This is a genomic window from Algiphilus sp., assembly GCF_023145115.1.
Lineage (GTDB): Bacteria > Pseudomonadota > Gammaproteobacteria > Nevskiales > Nevskiaceae > Algiphilus.
This window is the reverse complement of record NZ_JAGLEJ010000005.1, coordinates 118,790-140,814: the sequence shown is the minus strand read 5'-3', so window position 1 is coordinate 140,814 and position 22,025 is coordinate 118,790. Positions and strand designations below refer to the sequence as shown.

General features: G+C 70.0%; 19 protein-coding genes. 4 read left to right on the top strand and 15 right to left on the bottom strand.

What is annotated here, in order from left to right; all coding sequences use genetic code 11:
• Window positions 1–5 precede the first annotated feature (5 nt).
• The 8 genes from KAH28_RS01845 to KAH28_RS01810 form a co-directional block, all read right to left on the bottom strand.
• Entirely contained in the window at window positions 6–995 is a 990-nt protein-coding gene (locus KAH28_RS01845) for an AraC family transcriptional regulator (RefSeq protein ID WP_290574101.1), read from the bottom strand.
• An 11-nt stretch (window positions 996–1,006) separates the two neighbouring features.
• Complete coding sequence (locus KAH28_RS01840; protein ID WP_290574100.1) at window positions 1,007–2,068, bottom strand: NAD-dependent epimerase/dehydratase family protein; 1,062 nt, start codon at window positions 2,066–2,068, stop codon at window positions 1,007–1,009.
• Window positions 2,069–2,169: 101 nt separating this feature from the next.
• A complete protein-coding gene (gene mdoH / locus KAH28_RS01835; RefSeq protein WP_290574099.1) occupies window positions 2,170–4,512 on the bottom strand; it encodes a glucans biosynthesis glucosyltransferase MdoH in 2,343 nt (780 codons plus the stop codon).
• Window positions 4,509–6,059 (bottom strand): glucan biosynthesis protein, encoded by a 1,551-nt coding sequence (locus KAH28_RS01830; protein WP_290574098.1) that lies wholly within the window; start codon window positions 6,057–6,059, stop codon window positions 4,509–4,511. Before KAH28_RS01830 ends, mdoH begins: the two co-directional genes overlap by 4 nt.
• A 139-nt stretch (window positions 6,060–6,198) precedes the next feature.
• Window positions 6,199–6,780 (bottom strand): rhomboid family intramembrane serine protease, encoded by a 582-nt coding sequence (locus KAH28_RS01825; protein ID WP_290574097.1) that lies wholly within the window; start codon window positions 6,778–6,780, stop codon window positions 6,199–6,201.
• Window positions 6,781–6,838: 58 nt separating this feature from the next.
• Window positions 6,839–7,975 (bottom strand): aminotransferase class V-fold PLP-dependent enzyme, encoded by a 1,137-nt coding sequence (locus tag KAH28_RS01820; RefSeq protein ID WP_290574096.1) that lies wholly within the window; start codon window positions 7,973–7,975, stop codon window positions 6,839–6,841.
• Between the two features lie 113 nt (window positions 7,976–8,088).
• Window positions 8,089–8,634 (bottom strand): YaeQ family protein, encoded by a 546-nt coding sequence (locus KAH28_RS01815; RefSeq protein WP_290574095.1) that lies wholly within the window; start codon window positions 8,632–8,634, stop codon window positions 8,089–8,091.
• Window positions 8,635–8,710: 76 nt separating this feature from the next.
• Window positions 8,711–8,968, bottom strand: a complete 258-nt coding sequence (locus KAH28_RS01810; RefSeq protein WP_290574094.1) for a hypothetical protein — start codon at window positions 8,966–8,968, stop codon at window positions 8,711–8,713.
• 329 nt (window positions 8,969–9,297) lie between these two features.
• Here KAH28_RS01810 and katG point away from each other — a divergent pair, with 329 nt between their 5' ends.
• Together katG and KAH28_RS01800 are read left to right on the top strand one after the other, a co-directional pair.
• A complete protein-coding gene (gene katG / locus KAH28_RS01805) occupies window positions 9,298–11,529 on the top strand; it encodes a catalase/peroxidase HPI (protein WP_290574093.1) in 2,232 nt (743 codons plus the stop codon).
• A gap of 180 nt (window positions 11,530–11,709) precedes the next feature.
• Window positions 11,710–12,921: an iron-containing alcohol dehydrogenase gene (locus KAH28_RS01800; protein ID WP_290574092.1), complete on the top strand. Its 1,212-nt coding sequence runs from the start codon at window positions 11,710–11,712 to the stop codon at window positions 12,919–12,921.
• 100 nt (window positions 12,922–13,021) lie between these two features.
• Here the strand turns inward: KAH28_RS01800 and KAH28_RS01795 are convergent, their stop codons facing one another.
• From KAH28_RS01795 to KAH28_RS01780, 4 genes are all read right to left on the bottom strand, one after another.
• On the bottom strand, window positions 13,022–15,079 hold the full coding sequence (locus KAH28_RS01795; protein WP_290574091.1) for a hypothetical protein: 2,058 nt from the start codon (window positions 15,077–15,079) through the stop codon (window positions 13,022–13,024).
• A gap of 477 nt (window positions 15,080–15,556) precedes the next feature.
• Window positions 15,557–15,733 (bottom strand): hypothetical protein, encoded by a 177-nt coding sequence (locus KAH28_RS01790; protein ID WP_290574090.1) that lies wholly within the window; start codon window positions 15,731–15,733, stop codon window positions 15,557–15,559.
• Between the two features lie 89 nt (window positions 15,734–15,822).
• Window positions 15,823–16,614 (bottom strand): hypothetical protein, encoded by a 792-nt coding sequence (locus tag KAH28_RS01785; protein WP_290574089.1) that lies wholly within the window; start codon window positions 16,612–16,614, stop codon window positions 15,823–15,825.
• Window positions 16,615–16,725: 111 nt separating this feature from the next.
• Window positions 16,726–17,562 (bottom strand): phytanoyl-CoA dioxygenase family protein, encoded by an 837-nt coding sequence (locus KAH28_RS01780; protein WP_290574088.1) that lies wholly within the window; start codon window positions 17,560–17,562, stop codon window positions 16,726–16,728.
• Window positions 17,563–17,651: 89 nt separating this feature from the next.
• Between KAH28_RS01780 and KAH28_RS01775 the strand changes: the two genes are divergently transcribed.
• Window positions 17,652–18,137 carry a GFA family protein gene (locus KAH28_RS01775; RefSeq protein WP_290574087.1) on the top strand — a complete coding sequence of 162 codons (486 nt, stop codon included), beginning with the start codon at window positions 17,652–17,654 and terminating at the stop codon, window positions 18,135–18,137.
• 16 nt (window positions 18,138–18,153) lie between these two features.
• Here KAH28_RS01775 and KAH28_RS01770 read toward each other — a convergent pair whose 3' ends face one another.
• Window positions 18,154–18,660 carry a DedA family protein gene (locus KAH28_RS01770; RefSeq protein ID WP_290574086.1) on the bottom strand — a complete coding sequence of 169 codons (507 nt, stop codon included), beginning with the start codon at window positions 18,658–18,660 and terminating at the stop codon, window positions 18,154–18,156.
• A 3-nt stretch (window positions 18,661–18,663) separates the two neighbouring features.
• Entirely contained in the window at window positions 18,664–19,530 is an 867-nt protein-coding gene (locus KAH28_RS01765) for a DUF1295 domain-containing protein (RefSeq protein ID WP_290574085.1), read from the bottom strand.
• A 201-nt stretch (window positions 19,531–19,731) separates the two neighbouring features.
• Here KAH28_RS01765 and KAH28_RS01760 point away from each other — a divergent pair, with 201 nt between their 5' ends.
• The gene (locus KAH28_RS01760) at window positions 19,732–20,829 is read left to right on the top strand and encodes a DUF2855 family protein (protein ID WP_290574084.1); all 1,098 of its coding nucleotides are present in this window, start codon (window positions 19,732–19,734) and stop codon (window positions 20,827–20,829) included.
• Between the two features lie 154 nt (window positions 20,830–20,983).
• On the opposite strand, the gene KAH28_RS01755 is transcribed toward KAH28_RS01760, so the two are convergent.
• Window positions 20,984–21,958, bottom strand: a complete 975-nt coding sequence (locus tag KAH28_RS01755; protein WP_290574083.1) for an oxygenase MpaB family protein — start codon at window positions 21,956–21,958, stop codon at window positions 20,984–20,986.
• Between the last annotated feature and the right edge of the window lie 67 nt (window positions 21,959–22,025).

Sequence of the window (22,025 nt, the reverse complement as noted above, 5' to 3'; positions counted from 1 at the left end):
GCGCGTCAGTGAACGGCGCGCGTGCGCGCCGTCTCCGGCGTCATGCCGGTCCACGCACTGAAGGCGCGGAAGAACGAGTTGGGATCCTCGTAACCGAGCAGGAAGGAGATCTGCGCATAGGGCAGATCCCGCTGCGCGATGTAGTGCCGCGCCAGCGCCTCCCGCACCGCGCCGAGCACGGCCTTGTAGCTGGTGCCCTCCTGCTGCAGCCGCCGCTGCAGGGTGCGCTTGCTCATGGCGAGCCTGCGCGCCACGTCCTCGGCATCGGTGAGGCCCGCCGGGATCAGGTCGAGCAGCGCCGCGCGCACGCGCTCTGTGGTTCCGGCGCCGCCTGCGAGGTCGGCCAGCCGCTGGCGCAGGCCGGGCTCGAACTGGCGCCACATGGGCTCGTTCTCCGTGACGAAGGGGCGCCGTGCGTCGGTGATATCGAATACCACCCGGTTCCGCTCGCCGGGTTGCAGAGGGACGCCCAGGAAGTCGGTGAACGGCCCGAGTGCGGTCACATCCGAGGTGCTGGTGGCGGTGCGCGGCACGACGCGATGGCGTGTCGCGATGCGCGCCAGCTGCACGAAGAAGCCGAGCTCGAACGCGACCAGGGCGCCGGGTGGCACCGATGGTCCCGGCCCGAAGCCGATGCCGATCGAGAGCGCGTCCGGTGTGCGCTGCACGTCCAGCCGCATCGGTCCGATCAGCGGCTTGAAGTCGCGCATCCGGGCAGCGGCCACGGCCAGGTCGGGGCTGCACAGCGCGGCGAACAGCGGGGGGCTGAACATCTCTGCCGACAGCGCTTCCAGCATCCTCGCCGGCAGCATGCCCGGGCCCACCTCGGCGGCCAGCACTTCCCAGAGCCGGTAGTAGTCGGCGGGAGCGAGTCCCGCATCGCTGCGCGCGAGCAGGTCTTCCGGCAGTCCGGCGCGGCGCAGCAGATCGCCGGGCTGCAGGCCCAGGTCGGTCAGCAGGATGCGCCAGCCCGGATCGACGACATAGCGCTCCATGCCCGTGCCTGTCAGGTGCGCCGGAACTGGCCATCGTCGACGAGCTGCTGGAACATCGCGTTCATCGATTCGGACAGCGGCCGGTAGCGCATGCCCAGCTCGGCACAGCCGCGGCTGTTGTCGCCGTGCCACGGCAGGCCGACGTTGCGGGCCACCATCCTGCGGGTCAGGTGCTTGTTGAGGATCGGGCCGACCAGCCATACCAGCCACTTGGGCGGCACGCGACGCGGGATCGGGTGGTCGGCGCCGAAACGCTCCATCAGACAGGTCGCCATCGCGGGCAGGCTCGAATCGTGTCCGGAGACGATGTAGCGCCCGTGTGCCTCGGCGGTGAACGCCGCGCGCAGATGAGCGTCGGTAACGTCGCGCACATCGACCACGCCGAACCCGATGTCGGGCGCGCCGCTCTTCATCGTGCCGTCGCCCAGCTGCCGGATGATGTTGAAGCTTTCCGATGTGGCCCCGGGATTGGTACCGGGTCCGACGATCAGCGATGGGTTGATGGTCACCAGCGTCCATCGGTCCTGGGCTTCGGCGATGCGCCACGCCTCGCGCTCGGCAAGCAGCTTGGAGTACGAGTAGGGCTGGTGTTCCAGCGAGGAGCTGGTGTTCCAGACGCCTTCGGTGAAGACGCCATCGGGCGTGTCGCGCAGGTCGGCATTGTCGCCGTAGATGGCCGCGCAGCTGCTGGTCAGCACGACCCGCTGCACGCTCCGCACGGCGTTGGCCGATTCCAGCACGTTGCGGGTTCCGAGCTGCGCGGGCTCGATCAGCTCGCGCTGCGCATCGGCGACGTCGACGGTGAACGGCGACGCGGTGTGGATCACGACGCGGCACCCCGCCATGGCCTCGGCGTACGACCCCGGCGTCAGCAGATCGGCCCGGAAGTAGCGAATGCGTCCGGGACTCCCGGCGGCGATGGCGTCCAGGTGCGCGCGCCGGGCGACGGCGTCGGGGTCGCGCACCGCCGCGTGCACGGTTGCGCCGGCCTCGAGCAGGCCCTTGACGATCCAGCCCGCGACATAACCGGTGGCGCCGGTGACGAGGATCGGGGCATCGGTGGCGATCTGCATGTGGGATTCCTGATGAGCGGTCCCCATCATGTCGCACGGCGAGGGGGGCGGCACTAGCGAAACGTGCCAATCCCCTTGCCGGGCGCGCCAGCCGATGCCGCTCAGGCCGGTGCCGGCATCAGGTCACGGTCATGATCGCCGGCGGGCTCGCGCCAGCCCGGATGGATGCTCGCCGGCTGCATCTGGATGCTCCAGTGCAGGCCGGCGAGCGCTTCGTTGTCGGCGAGCAGTGCACGCCATTCCTCAGGACCGAGTGCGTCCGGCCCGTCGTGCAGGGCGCGGCGCTCGCGCTCGCCCAGCAGCGGATGGCCGGCGCCTTCGATGTAGCCGCCGTCATCGTTCATGCAGGCGTGCAGCGCCCAGATGCGCGGATCGCGCGCTGCATCGCTGGCGCGCACGCCGGCGGCGAGCGACCGCGACCGGAAGCGCGCCAGCTCGCTGGCGGTCCAGTCGAGCACGGCCGGCTGTCGCGATTCCTCGGGGGTCACGAAGAAGCCCCAGTCGCGCGCGCGCCGGCCGGCGCCGACGCTCGCGGTGAGCGCCGCCAGCGGCACCGCGATGACCAGGGGCCCGAGCACCGGCACCGACCACCACAGATACTCCGGCGCCAGGCTCCACAGGTAGGCGCCCCAGGCCAGGGCGATCGTGCTGGGCAGCGCGAACATCCGCAGTGCGCCACGCCAGGGGATGTCCCCGTCCGCGCGCGGCTGACCGCCCCACACGGTCTTGATCCCGAGCAGCACCGAGACCACGAAGGTGCTGTGGGCGACCATGCGCAGCGGCGCGAGCAGGCTCGACACCAGGATCTCGAGCCCCAGCGACCCGGTCAGCCCGCGCCAGCCGCCGAAGGCGCGGGCGCCCTCGCCCCGGGTGACCGCCACCAGCCAGGCCAGCACCTTCGGCGCGATCAGCAGCGCGATGGTCGACGCGAACAGCGACAGCGCCAGCTCCGGTTTCCAGATGGGCCAGTCCGGGAACAGCACGCGGTGATCGGGGAAGTACTCCGGTTCCACATGCGCCTCGATGGTCAGCTGCACGGTGGTCGCGAACAGGAAGAGGAACCAGAGCGGCGCCGAGAGATAGGCCATGACGCCGACCAGGAAGCCGGCGCGGTGCGCCGGGTGCAGCCCGGGCGTGTTGAACAGGCGCAGATGCTGGAGATTGCCCTCGCACCAGCGCCGGTCGCGGGTCAGCTCCTCGACGAAGGTCGACGGCGGCTCCTCGTAGCTGCCGTCCATGTCGTAGGCGATCCAGACCTGCCACCCGGCGCGCCGCATCAGCGCCGCCTCGACGAAGTCGTGCGACAGGATGGCGCCGGACAGCGGCCCGCGGCCCGGGATCTTCGGCAGGCCGCAGTAGCGGATGAAGGGCTCCAGGCGGATAAGCGCGTTGTGACCCCAGTACTGGGCCTCGCCGAGCTGCCAGTAGTGCAGGCCCGCCGAGAACACCGGTGCGTAAAGCCGCGACGCGAACTGCTGCACGCGCGCGAACAGGCTGCTGCGGCCGGCGGGGGTGGGCGCGGTCTGCAGGATCCCGATCTGCGGGTTGGCATCCATGATCTCGACCAGGCGCTTGAGACAGCGCCCGTCCATGACGCTGTCGGCATCGAGCACCATCATGTGGTCGTAGCGCGCCCCCCAGCGACGGCAGAAGTCGGCGACGTTGCCGGTCTTGCGATTAATGTGGTGACGCCGCCGGCGGTAGAACACGCGGCCCTCGGCGCCGAGATCGCGGATCAGCTCCGCCCAGGCCAGCTCCTCGGCCAGCTGGATGTCCGGATCCGTGCTGTCGCTGAGCACGTAGCAGTGCACCTGCTCCCGAAGGCCGGCGGCGTCGATCGAGCGCAGCGTCGCGCGCAGCCCCGCGAAGACCCGGTCGACCGGTTCGTTGTAGATGGGCATGACCACCGCGGTGCGGCTCGTGATCGGCGCCGGGTCGGCCGGTGCCCGCCGCGAGACCGCAAAGCGGTCGACCCGGGTCAGGCAGATCCAGGCCCCGGCCACCGCAGTCCAGAAGCCGATCGACACCCAGAAGAAGAGCGCCGCGAACAGCATCACGATGACCAGTTCCAGGCCGCGTTCGCCCTGCTGCGGCATGAGATTCAGGAAGAACAGGCTGGCCCAGGCGCTCTGCGCGCCGGCCAGCGTCACGATCAGCAGGCGCCGCGCCCAGCCCCAGGCGCGCTCGGTGCGCGAGCGCGTCCACGTCCGCGGCGCATCCGGGCGCTGCGGCGCCATCGGTGTACGGCGCAGCGCGGGCATGCTCTGCAGGCGCAGATGGCGATGCGTCGCCGACTGGATCGCCGCCCGGCCGTTGCCGAACCAGTGCATGACGATGCGCGCGGCCGAATCGGCCATCGCGTGCCAGCCCGGCGGGACCGGAGGACTGGCCTCCGCCTCCGGGCGGGGAGTGGGCTCGCCCGTTCGCGCGTCGGTTCGGCTCATGGTCGGTTCACCGTGTAGGACCAGACCTCGCTCAGCGGCTGATTGTCCTTGCCGCGGAGCTGCAGTCGGAGGTCGATGGCGTTCTCGGCATCGGCTTCGGGCCGACCGCGGAGGACGGCGCGCCAGCCGCCGGTCGCCGGATTGCGCATGGCCTGGACCTCGCGCATCGTGAATCCGCCGCTCTGGCCGAACTCGGCGCGCACCACCGCCTCGGGCGGCAGCCCGCGGAGCATTTCGCCGCCGAAGTCGACCACGAACTTGAGGTCGCGCCGGTCGTCGCCGGTGCGCGCCAGCCGCGTGGCCGTGACGCGGCCCAGCTCCGGTCCGGTCAGCTTGTCCCGCTGCCAGTGGACGGTGTACGAGAAGCTGCGCGACTCGCCCGGCTTCACCGGCTCGTCGGGCACCCAGTAGGCGACGATGTTGTCGTTCATCTCGTTCTTCGTCGGGATCTGGATGAGCTCGACATAGCCGTCGCCCCAGTCCCCGTGGGTCTCCACCCAGGCGCTCGGGCGGCGCTCGTAGCGCGCCTCGAGGTCGGCGTAGCTGTCGTGGGCGCGGTCGCGCTGCATGAGGCCGAAGCCGTTGAGCTTCTGGCTCGTGAAAGCGTTGGCGGAAAGCTTTCCGGGGTTGTTGAGCGGTCGCCACAGCCATTCGTCGCCGCTGTGTACCAGCAGGCCATCCGAATCGTGGACCTCGGGCCGGAAATCATTGCCGGGTCGCGGATGCGTCTCGCCGTAGAAGTACATGCTGGTCAGCGGGGCGATGCCCAGCTTGCTGATCGGCTTGCGCGGGAAGAGCTTCGCCTTGACCCGGGTGCGGGTGCTGTCGCCGGGCGTGATCTCGATGACGTAGGCGCCGGTCACGCTGGGGCTGTCCAGCAGCGCGAGCACGCGGAAGCGGGTGGCGTCGGCACGCGGCCACTCCACCCAGAATTCGCGGAACACCGGAAATTCCTCGCCGCCCGACTCGGCGGTGTCGATGGCCAGTCCGCGCGCGGACAGACCGAACTGCTGACCAGCGCCCAGCGCCCGGAAGTAGGACGCGCCCTGGAACACCACCAGCTCGTCCTTGTAGTCCGGCGTGTTCAGCGGGTAGTGCATGCGGAAGCCGCTGAAGCCGAAGCTGTCGGGTATCTCTTCGGGGACCTCGTTGCGGCCATAGTCGAAGAGCGCGGGATCGAAGGCCACGGGCCGCACCCCGTCGCTGGTGATCAGGTTCAGCGCCACCGGCGTCTGGTAGTACATCCCCAGGTGCAGGAGCTGGATCTCCACCGGCAGATCGGTGTCGCGCCAGATGGAGCGCGCGGGGCGGAAGCGGATGTCCCGGTAGGCGTCGTAGTTCAGGTCGCGCAGCGACGGCGGCATGCCGGTCTCGGGCGCGCTGTAGGGCTTGCCGGCGAGGGTCTCGGCATGCTCGGCGAGCGCCTCGAAGGTGCGGATCTCGGCCTGCACGCCCGCGCTGGCGAGGATCAGCAGCGCGCCTGCCAGCAACCGGCCGCCGACGGCTGGCTTCCGGTCGGACTGCCGCGGAAGGGGGCGTACCGGCATCGCGCTGTGCTCCTGGTGTCTGCTGGCCGAGTCGTCCGCGTCCTCCTGCCGTTGGCGGCGGGAGCGGCTGCGGATCGTTTCCCGGCAGTGTCGGAGCGTCAGGCTGACTGATCGCTGACTGACCGCCGGCGGCGGCCGGTCAGCGCAGGTGCGCGCGCGGCCGCCTCCAGTGCCGCACCAGCAGGAAGCCGCCGACCAGGCCGCCCAGGTGCGCGAAATGCGCCACGCCGGACATGGTCCCGCTGATCCCCGCGAACAGCTCGAAGGCCGCGAACAGGGCCACGAACACCGGTGCCGGCATCGGGATGGGCGGGAACAGCAGCATCACCCGGCGGGTGGGGAACAGCATGGCGAAGGCCACCAGCACGCCGAACAGGCCGCCGGAGGCGCCCACCGTGGGCACCGGATCGCCGAAGCCGGTGGCGACGAGCTGCGCCAGCGCCGCCGTCAGCACACTGACGGCGAACAGCACGAGGAAGCGCCGCGAACCGAGTGCGGTCTCGACTTCGCGGCCGAACATCCACAGACCGAACATGTTCACGGCCAGATGGAACACGCTGCCGTGCAGAAAGGCGCTGCTCACGACCTGCCAGAACTGGAAGCCGGCGCCCAGCGGCCAGAGCGCGAACTCGCGGATCAGCGCGCCGGGCGTCTGCATCTGGATGCCGAACACCAGCACGCAGGCCGCGATCAGCACATAGGTAACGGTTTCGGATCGCATGGGCCTACCGTACCGGAGCGCGCGTTGCCGCGCGCTGAAGAAACGGTGTCCCCCGGTCTCAGTCCGTTGCGCCGATGGCGTCCAGCGCGACCGCGAAGCGCCCCACCGTGCGCGGCACGTCGGCCAGCTTGTCGAGGCCGAACAGGCCGATGCGGAAGGTCCTGAAGTCGTCGCGCTCGCCGCACATCAGCGGCACGCCCTTCGCGATCTGCAGGCCCTGCTCGGCGAAGCGCCTGCCGCTGTGGATGCCGTCGTCGTCGGTATGGCAGACCACCACGCCGGGGGCTTCGAAGCCCTCCGCCGCCACGCTCGCAAAGCCCCGCGCGGCGAGGGCGGCGCGCACGCCGTCGCCGAGGGCGATCTGCTCCTTGCGCGCGCGCTCCAGACCGAAGGCTATGGTTTCGCGCATGGCGTCGCGCAGATGGCGGAGGCCGTCGGTGGGCATGGTCGCGTGATAGGCGTGCCCGCCGTCCTCGTAGGCACGCATGATCTGCAGCCACTGCCCGAGATCGCAGGCGAAGCTCGAGCTCTGTGTCGCCTCGACCCGCGCCAGCGCGTCCGGACCCAGCATGACCAGCGCAGCGCACGGCGTGGCACTCCAGCTCTTCTGCGGGGCGCTGATCAGCACATCGACACCGAGGCCGGCCATGTCCACCCACAGCGCGCCCGAGGCCACGCAGTCCAGCACGAACAGCCCGCCGACGGCGTGCGTCGCCCGCGCGATCTCGCGGATGTAGTCGTCGGGGAGCAGGATGCCGGCCGAGGTCTCGACGTGCGGCGCGAACACCACCTCCGGCGCCTCGCGCTCGATGGCGGCGACGATGTCGCCGATCGGCGGCGGCGCGAAGGCGGCCTCGCGATCGTCGCTCAGTGGGTGGGCCTGCAGCACGGCCGTGCTTGCAGCGATGCGCCCGCGCTCCAGGATCTGCGACCAGCGGTAGCTGAACCAGCCGTTGCGCAGCACCAGGCAGCACCGGTCCTGGGCCAGCTGGCGCGCCACCGCCTCCATGCCGACGGTGCCGCCGCCGGGCACGATCACCGCGGCCTCGGCGGCGTAGACCTCGCGCAGCATCGCCGAGAGGTCGCGCATGACCTGCTGGAACGCGGGCGACATGTGGTTGAGCGCGCGCTCGGTGAACACCACCGAGTACTCCAGCAGACCGTCCGGATCGGCTTCGGGCTTGAAGGCGGTCACCGGTTCTCTCCCGTCGTTCTCAGGCTCCCATCATGAGATGCCGGCGGCGTCGGCGCCAGTAGACCTTCGATCCATGCCGCGATGCTGCGCCTCATTGCCGCGGATCCGGCCGACTATGCACCGGCCGCGCTGTAGCGCTGGATGGCGCTCGCCCAGTTGGCGCCGTCGATGTCGAGATACACCTGCCCCTCGGTCACCGACACCGCCAGCTTCGACCGCCGCTGCAGCGCGTCGGCAGCCGAGGCGAGGAATGCGCGCTCGAAGGCGAGCACCGGCACGTCCGTCGCGCGGTGGATGCGCGCGTCGACGTACTGCGCCAGCAGCGGCTGCGGGTCGCGATGCGTGTATACGGCGGCGCTGCCGGCGAGCTTGCTGCCGCGGTGCACGCGCTCGGCATCCGGTGCGCCGACCTCGATCCAGCGGGTGATGCGCCCGGTCATGTCGCGCACCACGACCGCCGGCTCGTCGCTGGTCGCCACGCCCTCGGTCAGCGCGATGCCGTCGGTGTACTCCAGGCAGTAGGCGAGCACGCGTACCAGCATGAAGATGGCGGTCTCCGACGGCTGCTGCGCCACGCGCAGGCCGAAGTCGGCGTAGACGCCGCGGTCCATGTCCGCGAGCTGGATGGTGAAGTGATGGAGCGTCGCGGTCAGGGCCATGCGCGCAGTATGCGGGACGCGCGCACGGCGTCGCTTACGGGCGCGCGTCGGCCCGGGGCGTTCCGGGCCGGCCGGGTCAGGACGACGGCGGCTCTGCCTCCTCCGAGCCGTCGACGTCGACGAACTTCCAGTCGCCCTCGGTCAGCATGCCGTCCTCGTCGAGGTCGCTGACCTTGGCTTCGCGTTCGCTGACGCCGGCCCGGGTGGCTTCCTCGATGCTCACCCTGCCGTCGTCGTTGGCATCGGCGTCGGCGAATGCCGGCTTGTCGGCCGCCAGTGCCGTGCCGGCAGCGAGGAGGGACGTGGTGGTCAGGACAGTGCCCAGAGCACGCATGGTCGGGCTCCTTTCTTGGCGCAAGTGTTCCGTGCGCGCGGTCGGCGCGCGCGTCGACGGCTGTGACAGGCCGCGCCGGCAGCGTGTTCCGCGAGGCCGGCGCGTCCGCCATCGCGGGCCCGTCTGGACAGGGCTTGGACGCCGTCCGCAAGCGTGCCTATCGGCAGAGCGAACAATTTCAATTGGATCGGGGAGCCGTGCCGCGCGAGAGTGCGCGTCGGGCGTGGAGACATCGGGGTGTTGCCGCGATGCCCGTCTGCCGGCACCCGGGTACCGGGGTGCTCCGCGCCGTCCGGTGCCGTCCACCGACAACAAGAGGAGCTGGTTCCATGAACAGAAGAGGGATGACCATCGCCGGCGCGCTCACCGTCGCGCTCTCGCTCGCGACCGGGCTGGCGGCGCTGCCGGCGTCGGCGCAGAGCGAGCCCAAATCCAACGCATTCTGGTGGCCCGAGCGGATCGACCTGAGCCCGCTGCGCGACCACGATCCGACCTCGAACCCGTACGGCGCGGACTTCGACTACGCCGAGGCCTTCGCCAGTGTCGACATCGACGCGGTCAAGGCCGACCTGCGCGAGGTCATGACCACCTCGCAGGACTGGTGGCCGGCCGACTGGGGCCACTACGGCCCGCTCTTCATCCGCATGGCCTGGCACAGCGCCGGCACCTACCGCACCGCAGACGGCCGCGGCGGCGCCGGCGGCGGCCAGCAGCGCTTCGAGCCGCTCAACAGCTGGCCGGACAACGCCAACCTCGACAAGGCACGTCGCCTGCTCTGGCCGATCAAGCAGAAGTACGGCCGCAACATCTCCTGGGCCGACCTCATGGTGCTGGCCGGCACCGTGGCCATGGAGGACATGGGCTTCAAGACCTTCGGCTTCGCGGGCGGGCGCGCCGACGACTGGGAGCCGGACATGGTCTTCTGGGGTCCCGAGTCCGAGATGATGGGCAGCGATCGCCACGACGGCGAGGGCAACCTCGACAAGCGCCTCGGCGCCACCCACATGGGCCTGATCTACGTGAATCCGGAAGGCCCCGGCGGCAATCCCGATCCGCTGGCCTCGGCCAGGCAGATCCGCCAGGCCTTCGGCCACATGGCGATGAACGACGAGGAAACCGTCGCGCTGATCGCCGGCGGCCACACCTTCGGCAAGGTCCACGGTGCGCACGACCCGGGCGAGTGCGTCGGCCCCGAGCCGGCCGCCGCCGACGTCGAGGAGCAGGGCCTGGGCTGGAAGAACGCGTGCGGCAAGGGCAACGCCGAGGACACCGTGACCAGCGGCCTGGAAGGGGCCTGGACGCAGGCGCCCACCCAGTGGACGCACCTCTACCTCAGCAATCTCTTCAATCACGAGTGGGAGCTCACGGAGAGTCCGGCCGGGGCCAAGCAGTGGGTGGCCAAGGACGGCGCGCTCGATGGCACCGTCGCCGACGCCCACGTAGAGGGCAAGCGCAACGCGCCCATCATGCTGACCACCGACCTCGCGCTGAAGAAGGACCCGGCCTACCGCAAGATCTCCAGGCGCTTCCTGGAGAACCCGGAAGCCTTCGAGGACGCCTTCGCGCGCGCCTGGTTCAAGCTGACCCACCGCGACATGGGTCCCCGCGCCCGCTACATCGGCGATCAGGTGCCGGACGAGAAGCTGCTCTGGCAGGACCCGCTGCCCGAGGCCGACTACAAGGTCATCGGTGACAAGGACATCAAGCGCCTGAAGGCGGCCATCCTCGATTCCGGTCTGACCGTGCCGCAGCTGGTGCGGACCGCGTGGGCGTCGGCCGCCAGCTATCGGGGTACCGACATGCGCGGCGGTGCCAACGGTGCCCGCGTGCGTCTGGCCCCGCAGAAGGACTGGCCGGTCAACGATCCGGACGAGCTGCAGACGGTACTCGCGAAGCTGGAGGAAGTGCGCAGCGACTTCAACGACGATCTGGGCGGCAACAAGCAAGTCTCGCTCGCCGACACCATCGTCATCGGCGGCGCCGCGGCGGTCGAGAAGGCGGCGGCCGACGCCGGTCACAGCATCACCGTGCCGGTGGCCCCGGGCCGTGTCGACGCCAGCGCCGAGCAGACCGATGTGGCCTCCTTCGCCCACCTCGAGCCCACCGCCGACGGCTTCCGCAACTACTACGGCGACGGCAACGATCGCTCGCCGGCGGACGCCCTGGTCAATCGCGCCGATCTGCTGACCCTGACCGTGCCCGAGATGACCGTGCTGGTCGGCGGCATGCGCGCGCTCGATGCCAACACGAACGGCGCAGATCACGGCGTGTTCACGGAGCGTCCCGGCGTGCTCACCACCGACTACTTCGTGAACCTGCTCGGCATGGAGACCGAATGGCGCAAGGCGGAGGATGCCGAGGGGCTGTACGTCGGCATCGACCGCAGCAGCGGTGACGAGAAGTGGACCGCCACGCCGGTGGACCTGATGTTCGGCTCGCATTCCGAGCTGCGCGCGGTGGCCGAGGTCTACGCCGCCGACGACGGCAGCGAGAAGTTCGTGCAGGACTTCGTCGACGCCTGGACCAAGGTCATGCGGCTGGACCGCTTCGACCTCAGCTGAGCCCGATCGGGGCGCGCTGCGCCCCGCATTCGGTGATCGACGGGGAGCGGTGGCACGAGGGTGCCGCCGCTCCCCTTCTCGTTGCGGGTCCGGGCTCGTGGCGTGCGGTCGCTTCGTCGCCGCGGAGCGCGCAGAATAGGCGCGCTTTGTTGCCGCCATTCGATGACAAGGACCTCTGCCTTGCTGTTCACGATCCAGACCCTGTTCTTCCGCTTCGTCCAGTTCCTGCTCAAGGTCGGGACGTTCATCCTGCCCATCCGCGTGCCGGAGACCTTCCGCGGCGCCGGTGCGGCGATGCAGCTCTGCGAGGCCATCGCGGCCAGCGGTGCGCGCACCGTGCTGCTGGTGACCGATGCCATGCTGGTGGAGCTGGGGCTGGTCAAGCCGATGCAGGAGAAGCTCGAGGCGCTGGGCGTGCGCGTGGTGACCTATGACGGCGTCAAGCCGGATCCCACCATTGCGCAGATCGAGACCGGCGTCGATCTCTACAAGGGCGAGGGCTGCGAGGCCATCCTCGCGGTCGGTGGCGGGTCGTCGATCGACGCTGCCAAGGTCATCGCCGCGCGCGCGCGCAATCCGCACGGCGTGCGCTGGATGGCCGGCCTGTTCCGGCTGCTGCGCAGCCCGGCGCCGCTCTACGCCGTTCCCACCACCGCCGGCACCGGCTCCGAGGTGACCATCGCAGCGGTGGTGTCCGATCCCGAGACCGTGCGCAAGTTCGCCATCATGGATTTCCGCCTGGTGCCGCTGATGGCGGCGCTCGACGGCAGCCTCATGACCGGCGTGCCGCCGGCGATCACTGCCGCCACCGGCATGGATGCGCTCACCCACGCGGTCGAGGCCTTCATTTCGCGCAACCGGACGCAGGCAACCGATGCCGACGCCCGCGAGGCCGTGGCGCTGATCATGGCGCACCTGCCGCGCGTCATGGCCGACGGTCAGGACCTGGAGGCGCGCTCGCAGATGGCGGTGGCCTCCTACAAGGCCGGTCTGGCTTTCACCAAGGCCGGCGTCGGCTACGTGCACGCCTTTGCGCACAACTTCGGCGCGCACTACCACATCCCCCACGGGCTGGCGAACGCCATCCTGCTGCCCTACGTGCTGGAATACTCCAAGCCCGCGTGCACGCCGCGGCTGGCGGAGCTGGCGCGCATCGCCGGCGTGGGCGAGGCCGGTGCCGGCGAGGGCGCGCTGGCCGACGCCTTCATCGCGCACATCCGCGATCTCAACGCCCGCTTCGGCATCCCCGCCGCGGTCGACAAGCTGCAGACCGGGGACATTCCGGTGATCGCGGCCAACGCGCGGTCCGAGGCCAACTGGTTCTACGCCGTGCCGCGCTACATGGACCGCCCCACCAGCGAGGGTTTCCTGCGCCAGCTGCTGGCGGCCTGACGCCCGAAAGCGACGGGGCGCCGCCTCCGGAAGGGAGACGACGCCCCGTGTCGTTCGTCGGTGTGTGCCGGCGGGGCGGAGGCCGCCCCGCCGCCTGTGGCTACAGCGTCTTGAGGTACTCGATGATGGCCCGGCGCTCCTGGTCGGTGAGCACCGCCGTGAAGTCGTGGCCCTGGTTGCCCTGGCTGTAGAGGTTGGTGTTGTAGATCTTGCGGTTCTGCTTGTCCTGGTCGTTCATGCGCAGGCCCGCGATGCGCGGCAGGTTCCAGGTCAGACCGATCTGCTCGTAGAGCAGGCCCAGCGCGTACTGCGCCGTGGAGGGCCGATCCTCGTTGAGCGGGCTGCACGCGTAGACCGGCTGCGTGCCAGTGTCGCCGCAGGACAGCCGCTCGTAGTCCCAGCCCATCTTCTCGGTGTCATAGGCGCGCTCGAAGTTGGTGTCGAAGCCCATGATGAAGTCGTCGGGCAGGTGATCCGGCACCGGCGTCGACGCGCGGCGCCAGATGTTCGGGCGCTCCGTGCCGTTGGGATCGAGCACGCCCCAGAGATTCGGTACCGAGGCGTTGTGCAGATACGGCGCCGAGGCCCAGACGCCCCACAGCGGCGGCGCCAGCAGCACCGGGGTGTGGTCCTCGGTGTCCCCGTAGGCGCCGTGGCCGCAGTACAGGAAGTTCTGGTTGTCGGTGGCGGCTGGGAAGCCGCCGTCACGGCTGCGCAGGCTCTGCATGGCCTCGGCGTAGACCGGGTCGGTGCGGATGACCTCCATCGGCGTCACGTAGGCCGCGATGCCGCCCAGATCCGGATCCTCAAGATAGGACGGATCGTTGATGTAGCGCGGCGAATAGGCGCCGTGGCAGCCCGCGCACGAGCCGTTGCCCTCCGCCGGCTCCGGCGCCGGATTGTTGTTGCCCTCCGCCCAGAGGTCCTTGGCGTGGAACAGGATGGCGCCGGAGCGGGCGAGCTCGGTGTCGATCTCGCCCGGGTAGCGCGGCGGTTCCTGCGCCGACGCCCAGACATTGAACGGTCCGGCATGCGCGTCGGTCCAGGCCAGCGCCTCGTCGTCGCTGCCGGTCAGGCTCTTGGCGAGGTTGTAGTAGGCCGCCATCGTGATTCGCGAGGAGTCCATGGGCAGGATGGCGCCGTGGAACTTCTGGGTGCGGTAGCCCATGTTCCACCACGGCGGGCTCTTGATGTTGCCGATGGCCTGACTGAACAGGATCTTCGGGTTCAGCAGCAGGTCGAGCTGGCCGCCACTGAACAGCACGAAGGCGAGCTGGAAGAAGTCGATGGCGCCCGAGCCGCGGTTGGTGGAGATGGTCAGCAGGCGCAGCGCGCTCTCCAGGGTGAAGCCGCTGGAGGCCTGCGCCATCTCGGTGGAGGCCATCGTGAAGTCGCCGATGCTGCCGCCGCCGCCCAGGAGCGGCCCGATGTCGCCGGAGGCGGAGTCGACCTGGCCGTTGTGGCAGAACACGCAGATCTTGATGCCGACCTTGCCGGTCCAGGTGCCGTCCGGCTCGCGGATCTGCGTGAAGGCCAGCGGCAGCTGGCCGGAGCCGCCGTCGGTGGCGTTGGGATCCTCGCCGGGCAGCGGGTAGGGGTTGGGCCACGGCGCTTCCGGCGAGCCGTAGCGCTCCGCGACCAGCGCGTCGAAATTCTCGGGCCGCGAGGACAGGCCCCAGGTCTCCCAGAGCTTGTTGTAGTCCTCGGCCGGCACGCCCGCGGCCGATTCCTGGCCGCCGGCGAAGGAGGTCGGCGAACCCGGCTCGCCCGAACCGAAGGCCACGAACTCGCCGATCTCGTACTGCTCGCGGAACTCGCCGCAGGTGGTCGGCTTCGGCACCGCGTTGTCGCAGCTCTTCCAGTAGGTGTTGAAGGCGACCGCACGGCCCTCGTTCACGCCCGGCACGACCAGCGTGCGCGGATCCTCGGGCAGCACGGCGTCGTCGCTGCGCCCTTCGCAGAAGTTGGCCCACCGGTTGCCACCGCGATGCTCGGCGAGCAGCGGATAGTCCATGGGGGTCAGTTCGTCGTCGCGTCCCGGATCGGTGGTGCCGTCACCGGGCGCGGGCGTGCCATTCGCGCTCTCGCTGCCCGAGCAGCCGACGACCAGCGCCGATGCCAGCAGCAGCGCAACGCATTCCCACATGCGTGCCTTCATCTCTCTCCTCCATCGCGTGCTTCTTGTATTCGTTCGCCGTCCCGGCACGCGGAGAAGCTTCCGCACCCGGTCCGTCCATGCCGCGAGGTCGTTGCAGTGGGGCCGGGACCGCCGGCCATTGCCGGCAGGCGCTGCCGATGCACGCAGCGGCGGGTGTCGATCACCGCCCCGCGTGGCATCGCCCCGGAACCCACGACGCACCCGCGGGATCCTGACATTTGTCATTATGCGGTAAGTTTGACAAATGTCAATAAACGGACGAGCGGATTCGCGGCACCGCTTTCGGGCGCGTCGAGAGGGCATCGGATGGAGCCCGTGCGGCGGTCCCGGGGCGCTACCGCCGCGACGCCGTCACCGTCGGGATGGCTGCGTTGATCCGACGCCGCCCGTGCGGCGCGGTGTGGTCCCGGGCGCGGCCCGGATTACGGGCCCGCCGCGCAGATGCTATCGCGCGGGTACTATTGGGCGCCGGTCCGCCTAGCCGGAATCGCGCTTGTGGTCATCCCCGGACAGGGCGTCGTCGTCATCGGTGGTGCTGGTCGAGCCGGGCGGATCACTGGCCGGGAAGGTCTCGTCGAGGGCTTCGTCGACGAGCTCTTCATCCGTGGAGGGATCCTCGGACTTGCCGTTTCGCTGCTTGTCCCTGGTCGGCATGGCGTGCCTCCCGTGGTGCGGTGCGTCCTTCCACCATGCGGGCAGACGTCGCCACAATCAAGCCCGGCGGCCGCCGGGCGCGGGCCGGATCAGAAGGAGTAGGTCAGCCCCATCCCCAGCTCGGTGAAGGTCTCCTGCGCGGAAACCCGCAGGCCCTGCTGGGACAGATCCTGATCGTAGCGCTGCCAGCGCACGGTGGCGTAGTAGCCCAGGGTGTCGGTCAGCCCTTTGCTCCAGCGCACGCCCAGGCCGATGCCATTGGCATCGGCCCGCACCCGGCCCAGGAAGTCGTCGAACTCGGGCTCGTCGCCCTCGTCCGCCTCGTCCACGGTGCCGCCGAAGCGGTTGTCGGCGTCCAGCCAGGCGTAGGCGAAGGAGAAGCTGACGGCTCCGGCCTGCTCGAAGACGTATTCCCAGCTTCCGCCGATGTAGGGGCCGGCTTCCTCGAAGGTGTTCTCGAAGGTCTCCGGCGCGCCGGCGTCGATGGCTTCGCGCGACACCAGATCGATGCGGGTCTCGCCGAACTTGTAGCCGCCGAATACCGTGAAGCCGGCGGGCAGGGCGTAGCCCACCGAGAGGTCGTACTCGCGCCGGTCGGCCGAGCCGGTCTCCTCTTCCTCGCTGACGTCGGCATCGGTGATCGACCAGTCGGTGGTCAGCGAGATCACCGCGTTCTGCGCCACGATGCCGGCGCCAATGCGCAGCATGTAGAAGGAGAGGCTCTGGTCGAGCAGCTGCTCGAACTCCTGTTCCTTCTGCCCGAACTGGGCCTGCACGAAGGGCGTGACCGGGATCATGTACGGGCCGGCGGCCGATGCCGCACCGGTGGCGCCGAGCAGCAGTGCGGCGGCGCACGCCCGGGTCGGGTGGTGGTGGTTCAAGCGCTTGTCCCCTCGTGCCCGGGCGGGCTGCGGTCGGGGCGGCACTCTATCACCATCCCCGGCACCGTCCGGCGGCGCGGGCGCCGCCCGCAGTCTGTACGACGACATGCCTCAGCCCGCCTCGAACATCTCCTCGGGCGTGCGCTGCCAGATCAGCTTCTGCCCCTCGTCGTCGCCCAGCATGGCGATGGGGTCGGCGTTGTCGACGTGCCCGTACAGCCCGCGGTAGACCGAATAGCCGCAGAGCTGCTGCAGCCGCCTGGGGAACCGGCGCGCGGTTTCCAGCGGCACGCCGAGCTGCTGGTTCTCCTGCTGGCGCATGAAGCCGGCAGCGTAGTAGTTCGCGATCGCGAAGCGCCGCTCGTTGCTGCGGTTCTCGCCGCCGGCGTGCCAGAGACTGCCGTGCCAGAACAGCAGGCTGCCCGCCGGCATTACCCCCGGCACGGTGTCGCACTCGAGGTCGTACTCGGGCATGCCCGAGGCCTTGTGACTGCCGGGCACCAGGCGGGTGGCGCCGTTCTCCTCGGTGAAATCGGTGATCGCCCACACGCAGTTGAGCGTGAAGGGCTGGTGCGGCTTGGGCACCGGGATCAGCTGGTCGTCGGCGTGGACGGGCTGCGCGCCCTGGCCGGGGGAGAGCGTGATCGAGCTCAGCGAGGAAAGCTGCAGCTCCTCGTCGAGCACGCGCTCGGCGAAGGCCAGCGCGGTCGGGTCGACGGGAATCTCCCAGAACTCCGGCCCGTGGACCAGCAGGTTGTAGATGCGCACCGTGCGCCTGCCCTCGAAATCGGTGTCGCGGAATCCGAAGTCCTGCTCGCGCTCGACGCGCAGCAGGGCCTGCTTGATGGCATCCACCCGCTCGGGCGCGATGGCGTTCTCGAAGATCACGAAACCGTCGCGCTCGAAGTCGCGCATCTTGGCGTCGAGGTCCCACTCCCCAGCCGTCATGCGGTCTCCTCTCGTTTTGTTTTACATGTGGTCACCGCAGTATGCCCGGGCGTATTCTCCGAACGAAAGGCGAGAGGGAGGAGGCGGGCGTGCCCGGAGAACCAGCGTTTCACCAGCAGTGCCAGTGCCATTGCGGGGCAGCCGCGTTCGAGGTGCAGCGCGCACCCCTGATGCGCTTCATCTGCCACTGCACCATCTGTCAGCGCTTCAACGGCACGCCCTTCGCGGACATGGTCGTGCTGCGCAGCGACGGCGTCGTGCCGCCCGCGGACGGCACGGTGGACTTCGGCACCTACCGGCCACCGCCCGCCGTGCAGCGCGGCAAGTGCGCGACCTGCAACAAGCCCGCCATCGAGTTCATGCGCCTGCCGCTGATGCCGGCGCTGACCTTCGTGCCCGCCGCGAACTTCGCCGATGCCGCGGCGCTGCCCGCGCCGCGCCTGCACACCTTCTACGACAAGCGCGTGGCCGACATCGACGACGGCCTGCCCAAGCATCGGGGCTATCTGAAGAGCCAGCTGGCCTTCGCCCGGGCGTTCTATCCGGCCTGGTGGCGCACCCGCGGGGTCGAATAGCGACCCGGCTGCGGGCTCAGGGCACGAACAGCTGGTGCGCGCCCTTCACGATGGCCACCAGCCCGAGCGCCCACAGGCCGCACGCGGCAACATCCAGCGCGGTGTAGCGCGCCCGGTCGAACTCGGTGACGCCCATCATCGCCGGCACCAGGCTGCGGATGGCCGGGATGAAGCGGCCGATGAAGATGGCCCAGGGCCCGAAGCGCCGGACCATGGCCTCGGTGCGCTCCCAGCGCTGCCGGTTGCGCTGGATGATGCGCCAGCCGTGCACGCGATGGCCCACCGCGCGGCCCGCGTAGTAGCCGGCGTGGTCGCCCAGCGACGAGCCCACCAGCGCCATGCCCGCCATCAGCCAGATATTGGCCCACTCATTGGCGTAGAGCACCGAGCACACGATCACCAGCAGCAGGCTGGGCGTGAACAGGCCGATGCCCACGCAGGTCTCCATGAAGGCCAGCAGCGGCACCAGCCAGAGCGCCTGGTCGCGGTGCTCGCCGGCCCAGGCGAGGATGGCGTCGATCATCGGTCAGCGTCCCGGTGGACGGGGGAACAGCACCGGCGTGCGGGCCTTGTAGGCCTCGTACGCGGGCTGGCCGCCCCAGGTGGCGTCGGCGCGCTTCTCCAGCATCGGGATGCCGCTGACCCGGTTCAGCAGCCAGAACACGAAGAGCGGCGACGCCCAGCCCAGCCACTGCCAGCCGGACATGGCCGGCGTGGCCATGATCGCGATGCCGGTCCACAGCGTGATCTCGCCGAAATAGTTGGGATGGCGCGACCACGCCCACAGCCCGTGCCGGATGAAGTCCCCGCGGTTGGCCGGGTCGGCCCGGAACGCCGATTTCTGGCGGTCGGCGACCGCCTCGATGGCGAAGCCCGCAGCCCATACGGAGAGGCCGACGCTCGCCCACGCATCCCAGCCCGCGGCGGCCGGTCCGGTCACCGCGATCAGCGCCGCCAGCAGGGTCATGAACACCCACAGTCCCTGGAAGGTCCACGCCATCAGGAAGCGGCCCCAGTGCGGCTTGATGTCGTCGAAGCGACCGTCCTTGCCGCTGCGCTTCACGCGCGCGAACAGGAAGCTGCCCAGCCGCCCGCACCACACCAGCACCAGCGCCGCGATCACCCAGCCGCGCGCGTCGGGCGTGCCCAGCACCGCGGCCAGCAGGATCACGCTGGCGTAGGTCAGCGAGCCGGCGAGATCGTAGTAGTGCTCGGTCCGGCCCAGGAAGGACGGCACGTACACCGCCCACTGCACCATGAACGCGAACAGCGCCAGCGCCGGAAGCAGCGGCAGCCCGGCGATGCGCTGCGTGCCGTCGTCCAGCAGCCAGGCGAGCCCCAGCGCGAGGACGGTCACGAGCAGACTGATGGCAAAGGCAACGCTGTTGCGCACGCGGTTCCCCCGAACGATGGCGCCGCGCGACGGATCGCCACGGCGGATGCGCAGTGAGTGTGCAGTATGCCCCCGCCGCTGCAACTCCTGTCAGGGCATGCGTCACATATCGCGCGCGGGTCCGGAATCGCCACCGGGTGGGAACGCGCGCGCCGAGCTGGGACACTGCCCGCGGAGACGACCGACCACGAGGAGAGGGCAATGATCCCCAGCACCACCCGCCGGCTGCTGATCCACAGGCACGACCTGGCGCGAACCCGCGTCGACGAACAGCCGGCGCCGACCGAGCCGGCGGAAGGCGAGGCCCTGCTCGCACCCGACCGCTTCTCGCTGACCACCAACAACGTCACCTACGCCGCCTACGGCGCGGCCATGCGCTACTGGGACTTCTTCCCGACGGGCGATGCCGACTGGGGCCTGGTGCCGGTCTGGGGCTTCGCGAATGTCATCGCGTCGAACGTCGACGGCCTGAAAACGGGCGACCGCTTCTACGGCTACTTCCCGCCCGCCAACATCCTGCGCGTGGTGCCCGCGAAGGTCGGCGACCACGGTTTCCGTGACGGCACCGAACACCGCCAGCCATTGCCGCCGGCCTACAACCAGTACTTCCGCTGCAGTCACGACCCGCTGTACACGCCGGATACGGAAGCCTTCCAGGCCATCTTCCGGCCACTGTTCCTCACCTCCTTCACGCTGGCCGACTTCCTGGCCGACAACGCCTGGTTCGGCGCCGAGCGCGTCGTGCTGTCCAGCGCCTCCAGCAAGACCGCCTACGGCACCGCCTTCTGCATGGACGACGATGTCGAGACCATCGGCCTGACCTCGGCAGCCAACCGCGACTTCGTGGCGGAATCCTGCTGCTACCGGCGCACGCTCACCTACCCGGAACTCACCACGCTGGATGCCGACACCCCGACGCTCTACATCGACTTCGCCGGCGACCGCGACCTGCGCAGCACCATCCACCACCACTTCGGCCAGCTCACGCACAGCTGTGTCGTTGGCTCGGCCCAGACCGTCGAGCTGCCAAAGAAGCAGGAACTACCCGGCCCGGCCCCCAAGTTCTTCTTCGCGCCGGACCAGATCGGCAAGCGCACCAAGGAGTGGGGAGCGGAGGTATTCGCGCAGCGGTTGGGGGAGGCCTGGTCGCGATTCCACGCCCACGTCACCGATGCGCAACGCGACCTACTCCGGGTCGTCGAGGGCCACGGGCTGGACGGTGCCCGGCAGGTGTTCGAGCAGCTTCTGGCCGGGCGGGTGGCGCCTCGCGAAGGGCACGTGGTTCGCATGGACCGCTAGGCTGCGGTCGATCGCGGTGGTCGCCGACGTGCCCGCGCGCCGGAGCCACCGGACCTCCGCGGGCAGCGGCTGCCCCGGTCGTGCGCAGGTGGGTCCATCCCGTGGGACGTCGCGCACGGCCGGCGCGCCGCCGGCGGCACGATGCAGCGGTCGGTTATCCGCGTGCGCTCGCCGCGACGGCGCCGGACGTGCGGCCCTCGCGTGCGGCGGTCGGAGTCATGGCGGCGCGCGTGTCACGCAGCGGTTGCGGATGAACGGTGCCGGGGTTCGCGGGTGCAGGGCTGCGGTGATGCTGCTGCATGATCCGCGCGGTACCGGGCGCGCTGTAGCGCAGCGCCGCCACCTTCAGAACCGGCCAGCTGCCGAAGTACATCGCGATGCGGGCCAGCGGCGGGGTGATGCCGTCGAGCAGCTTCGGCTGGTCGAAGCCGCCCAGGGTGCGCATCCATTGCGGCAGCGAGGCGATGGTAGCCGGCGCGATCATCCGGCTGATGGCCCAGAAGCCCGCGCCGGCGCTGGCGTAGGGGGTGCGCAGCAGATAGTGCATGCCTTCGTGGGCGCGCTCGGAAGTGCAAAGCCGGGGCCGCATGGCCGCGAAGTAGTCGCGAATGCCGTCGCGCGAACGCGGCACGTCGGCCGGGTCGCAGGTCTGCAGGTGGGCGGCGATGGCGCATTCCTCCCAGTAGCGGCGCTCCTCGTCGGCGCGCAGCGGGCCGGGGCCGTACATCTCGTAGCACTTCAGCACCGAGTGCCAGCCGGTCAGATGGATCCAGAGCTGCGACGCGGGGTCGTTGGCGCTGTAGGCGAGGCCGCTGATCGGCTCGGTGCCCGAGACCTTTGCGTGCACCCGCATCAGAAGCCGCGACGCTTCCGTCGCCGTATGCCCGTCCGCCACCGCAATCGTCAGGAAGTAGGCCAGCGTGCGGTCCAGCCGGCCCGCCGGGTTGCGGTAGATCCCGCGCATATCCGCGACGGCTGCCGCCAGGAAGGGGTCGAAGTGCTCCAGCACCACCGCCCGCTGAAAGCCGATCAAGGAGGTCGGCGACGACCAGACCTTCCAGCTCGGGGAGCCGGGGCCGAAGAAGCCGTAGTCGCGCGTGCGCAGCGTGTCTTGCTTGTTGGCGGTCATCGAACTTGTTCCTGCGTGGTTCGGCGGACCATTTTATACATCAGTGTAGGAAAATTCTACATGACCG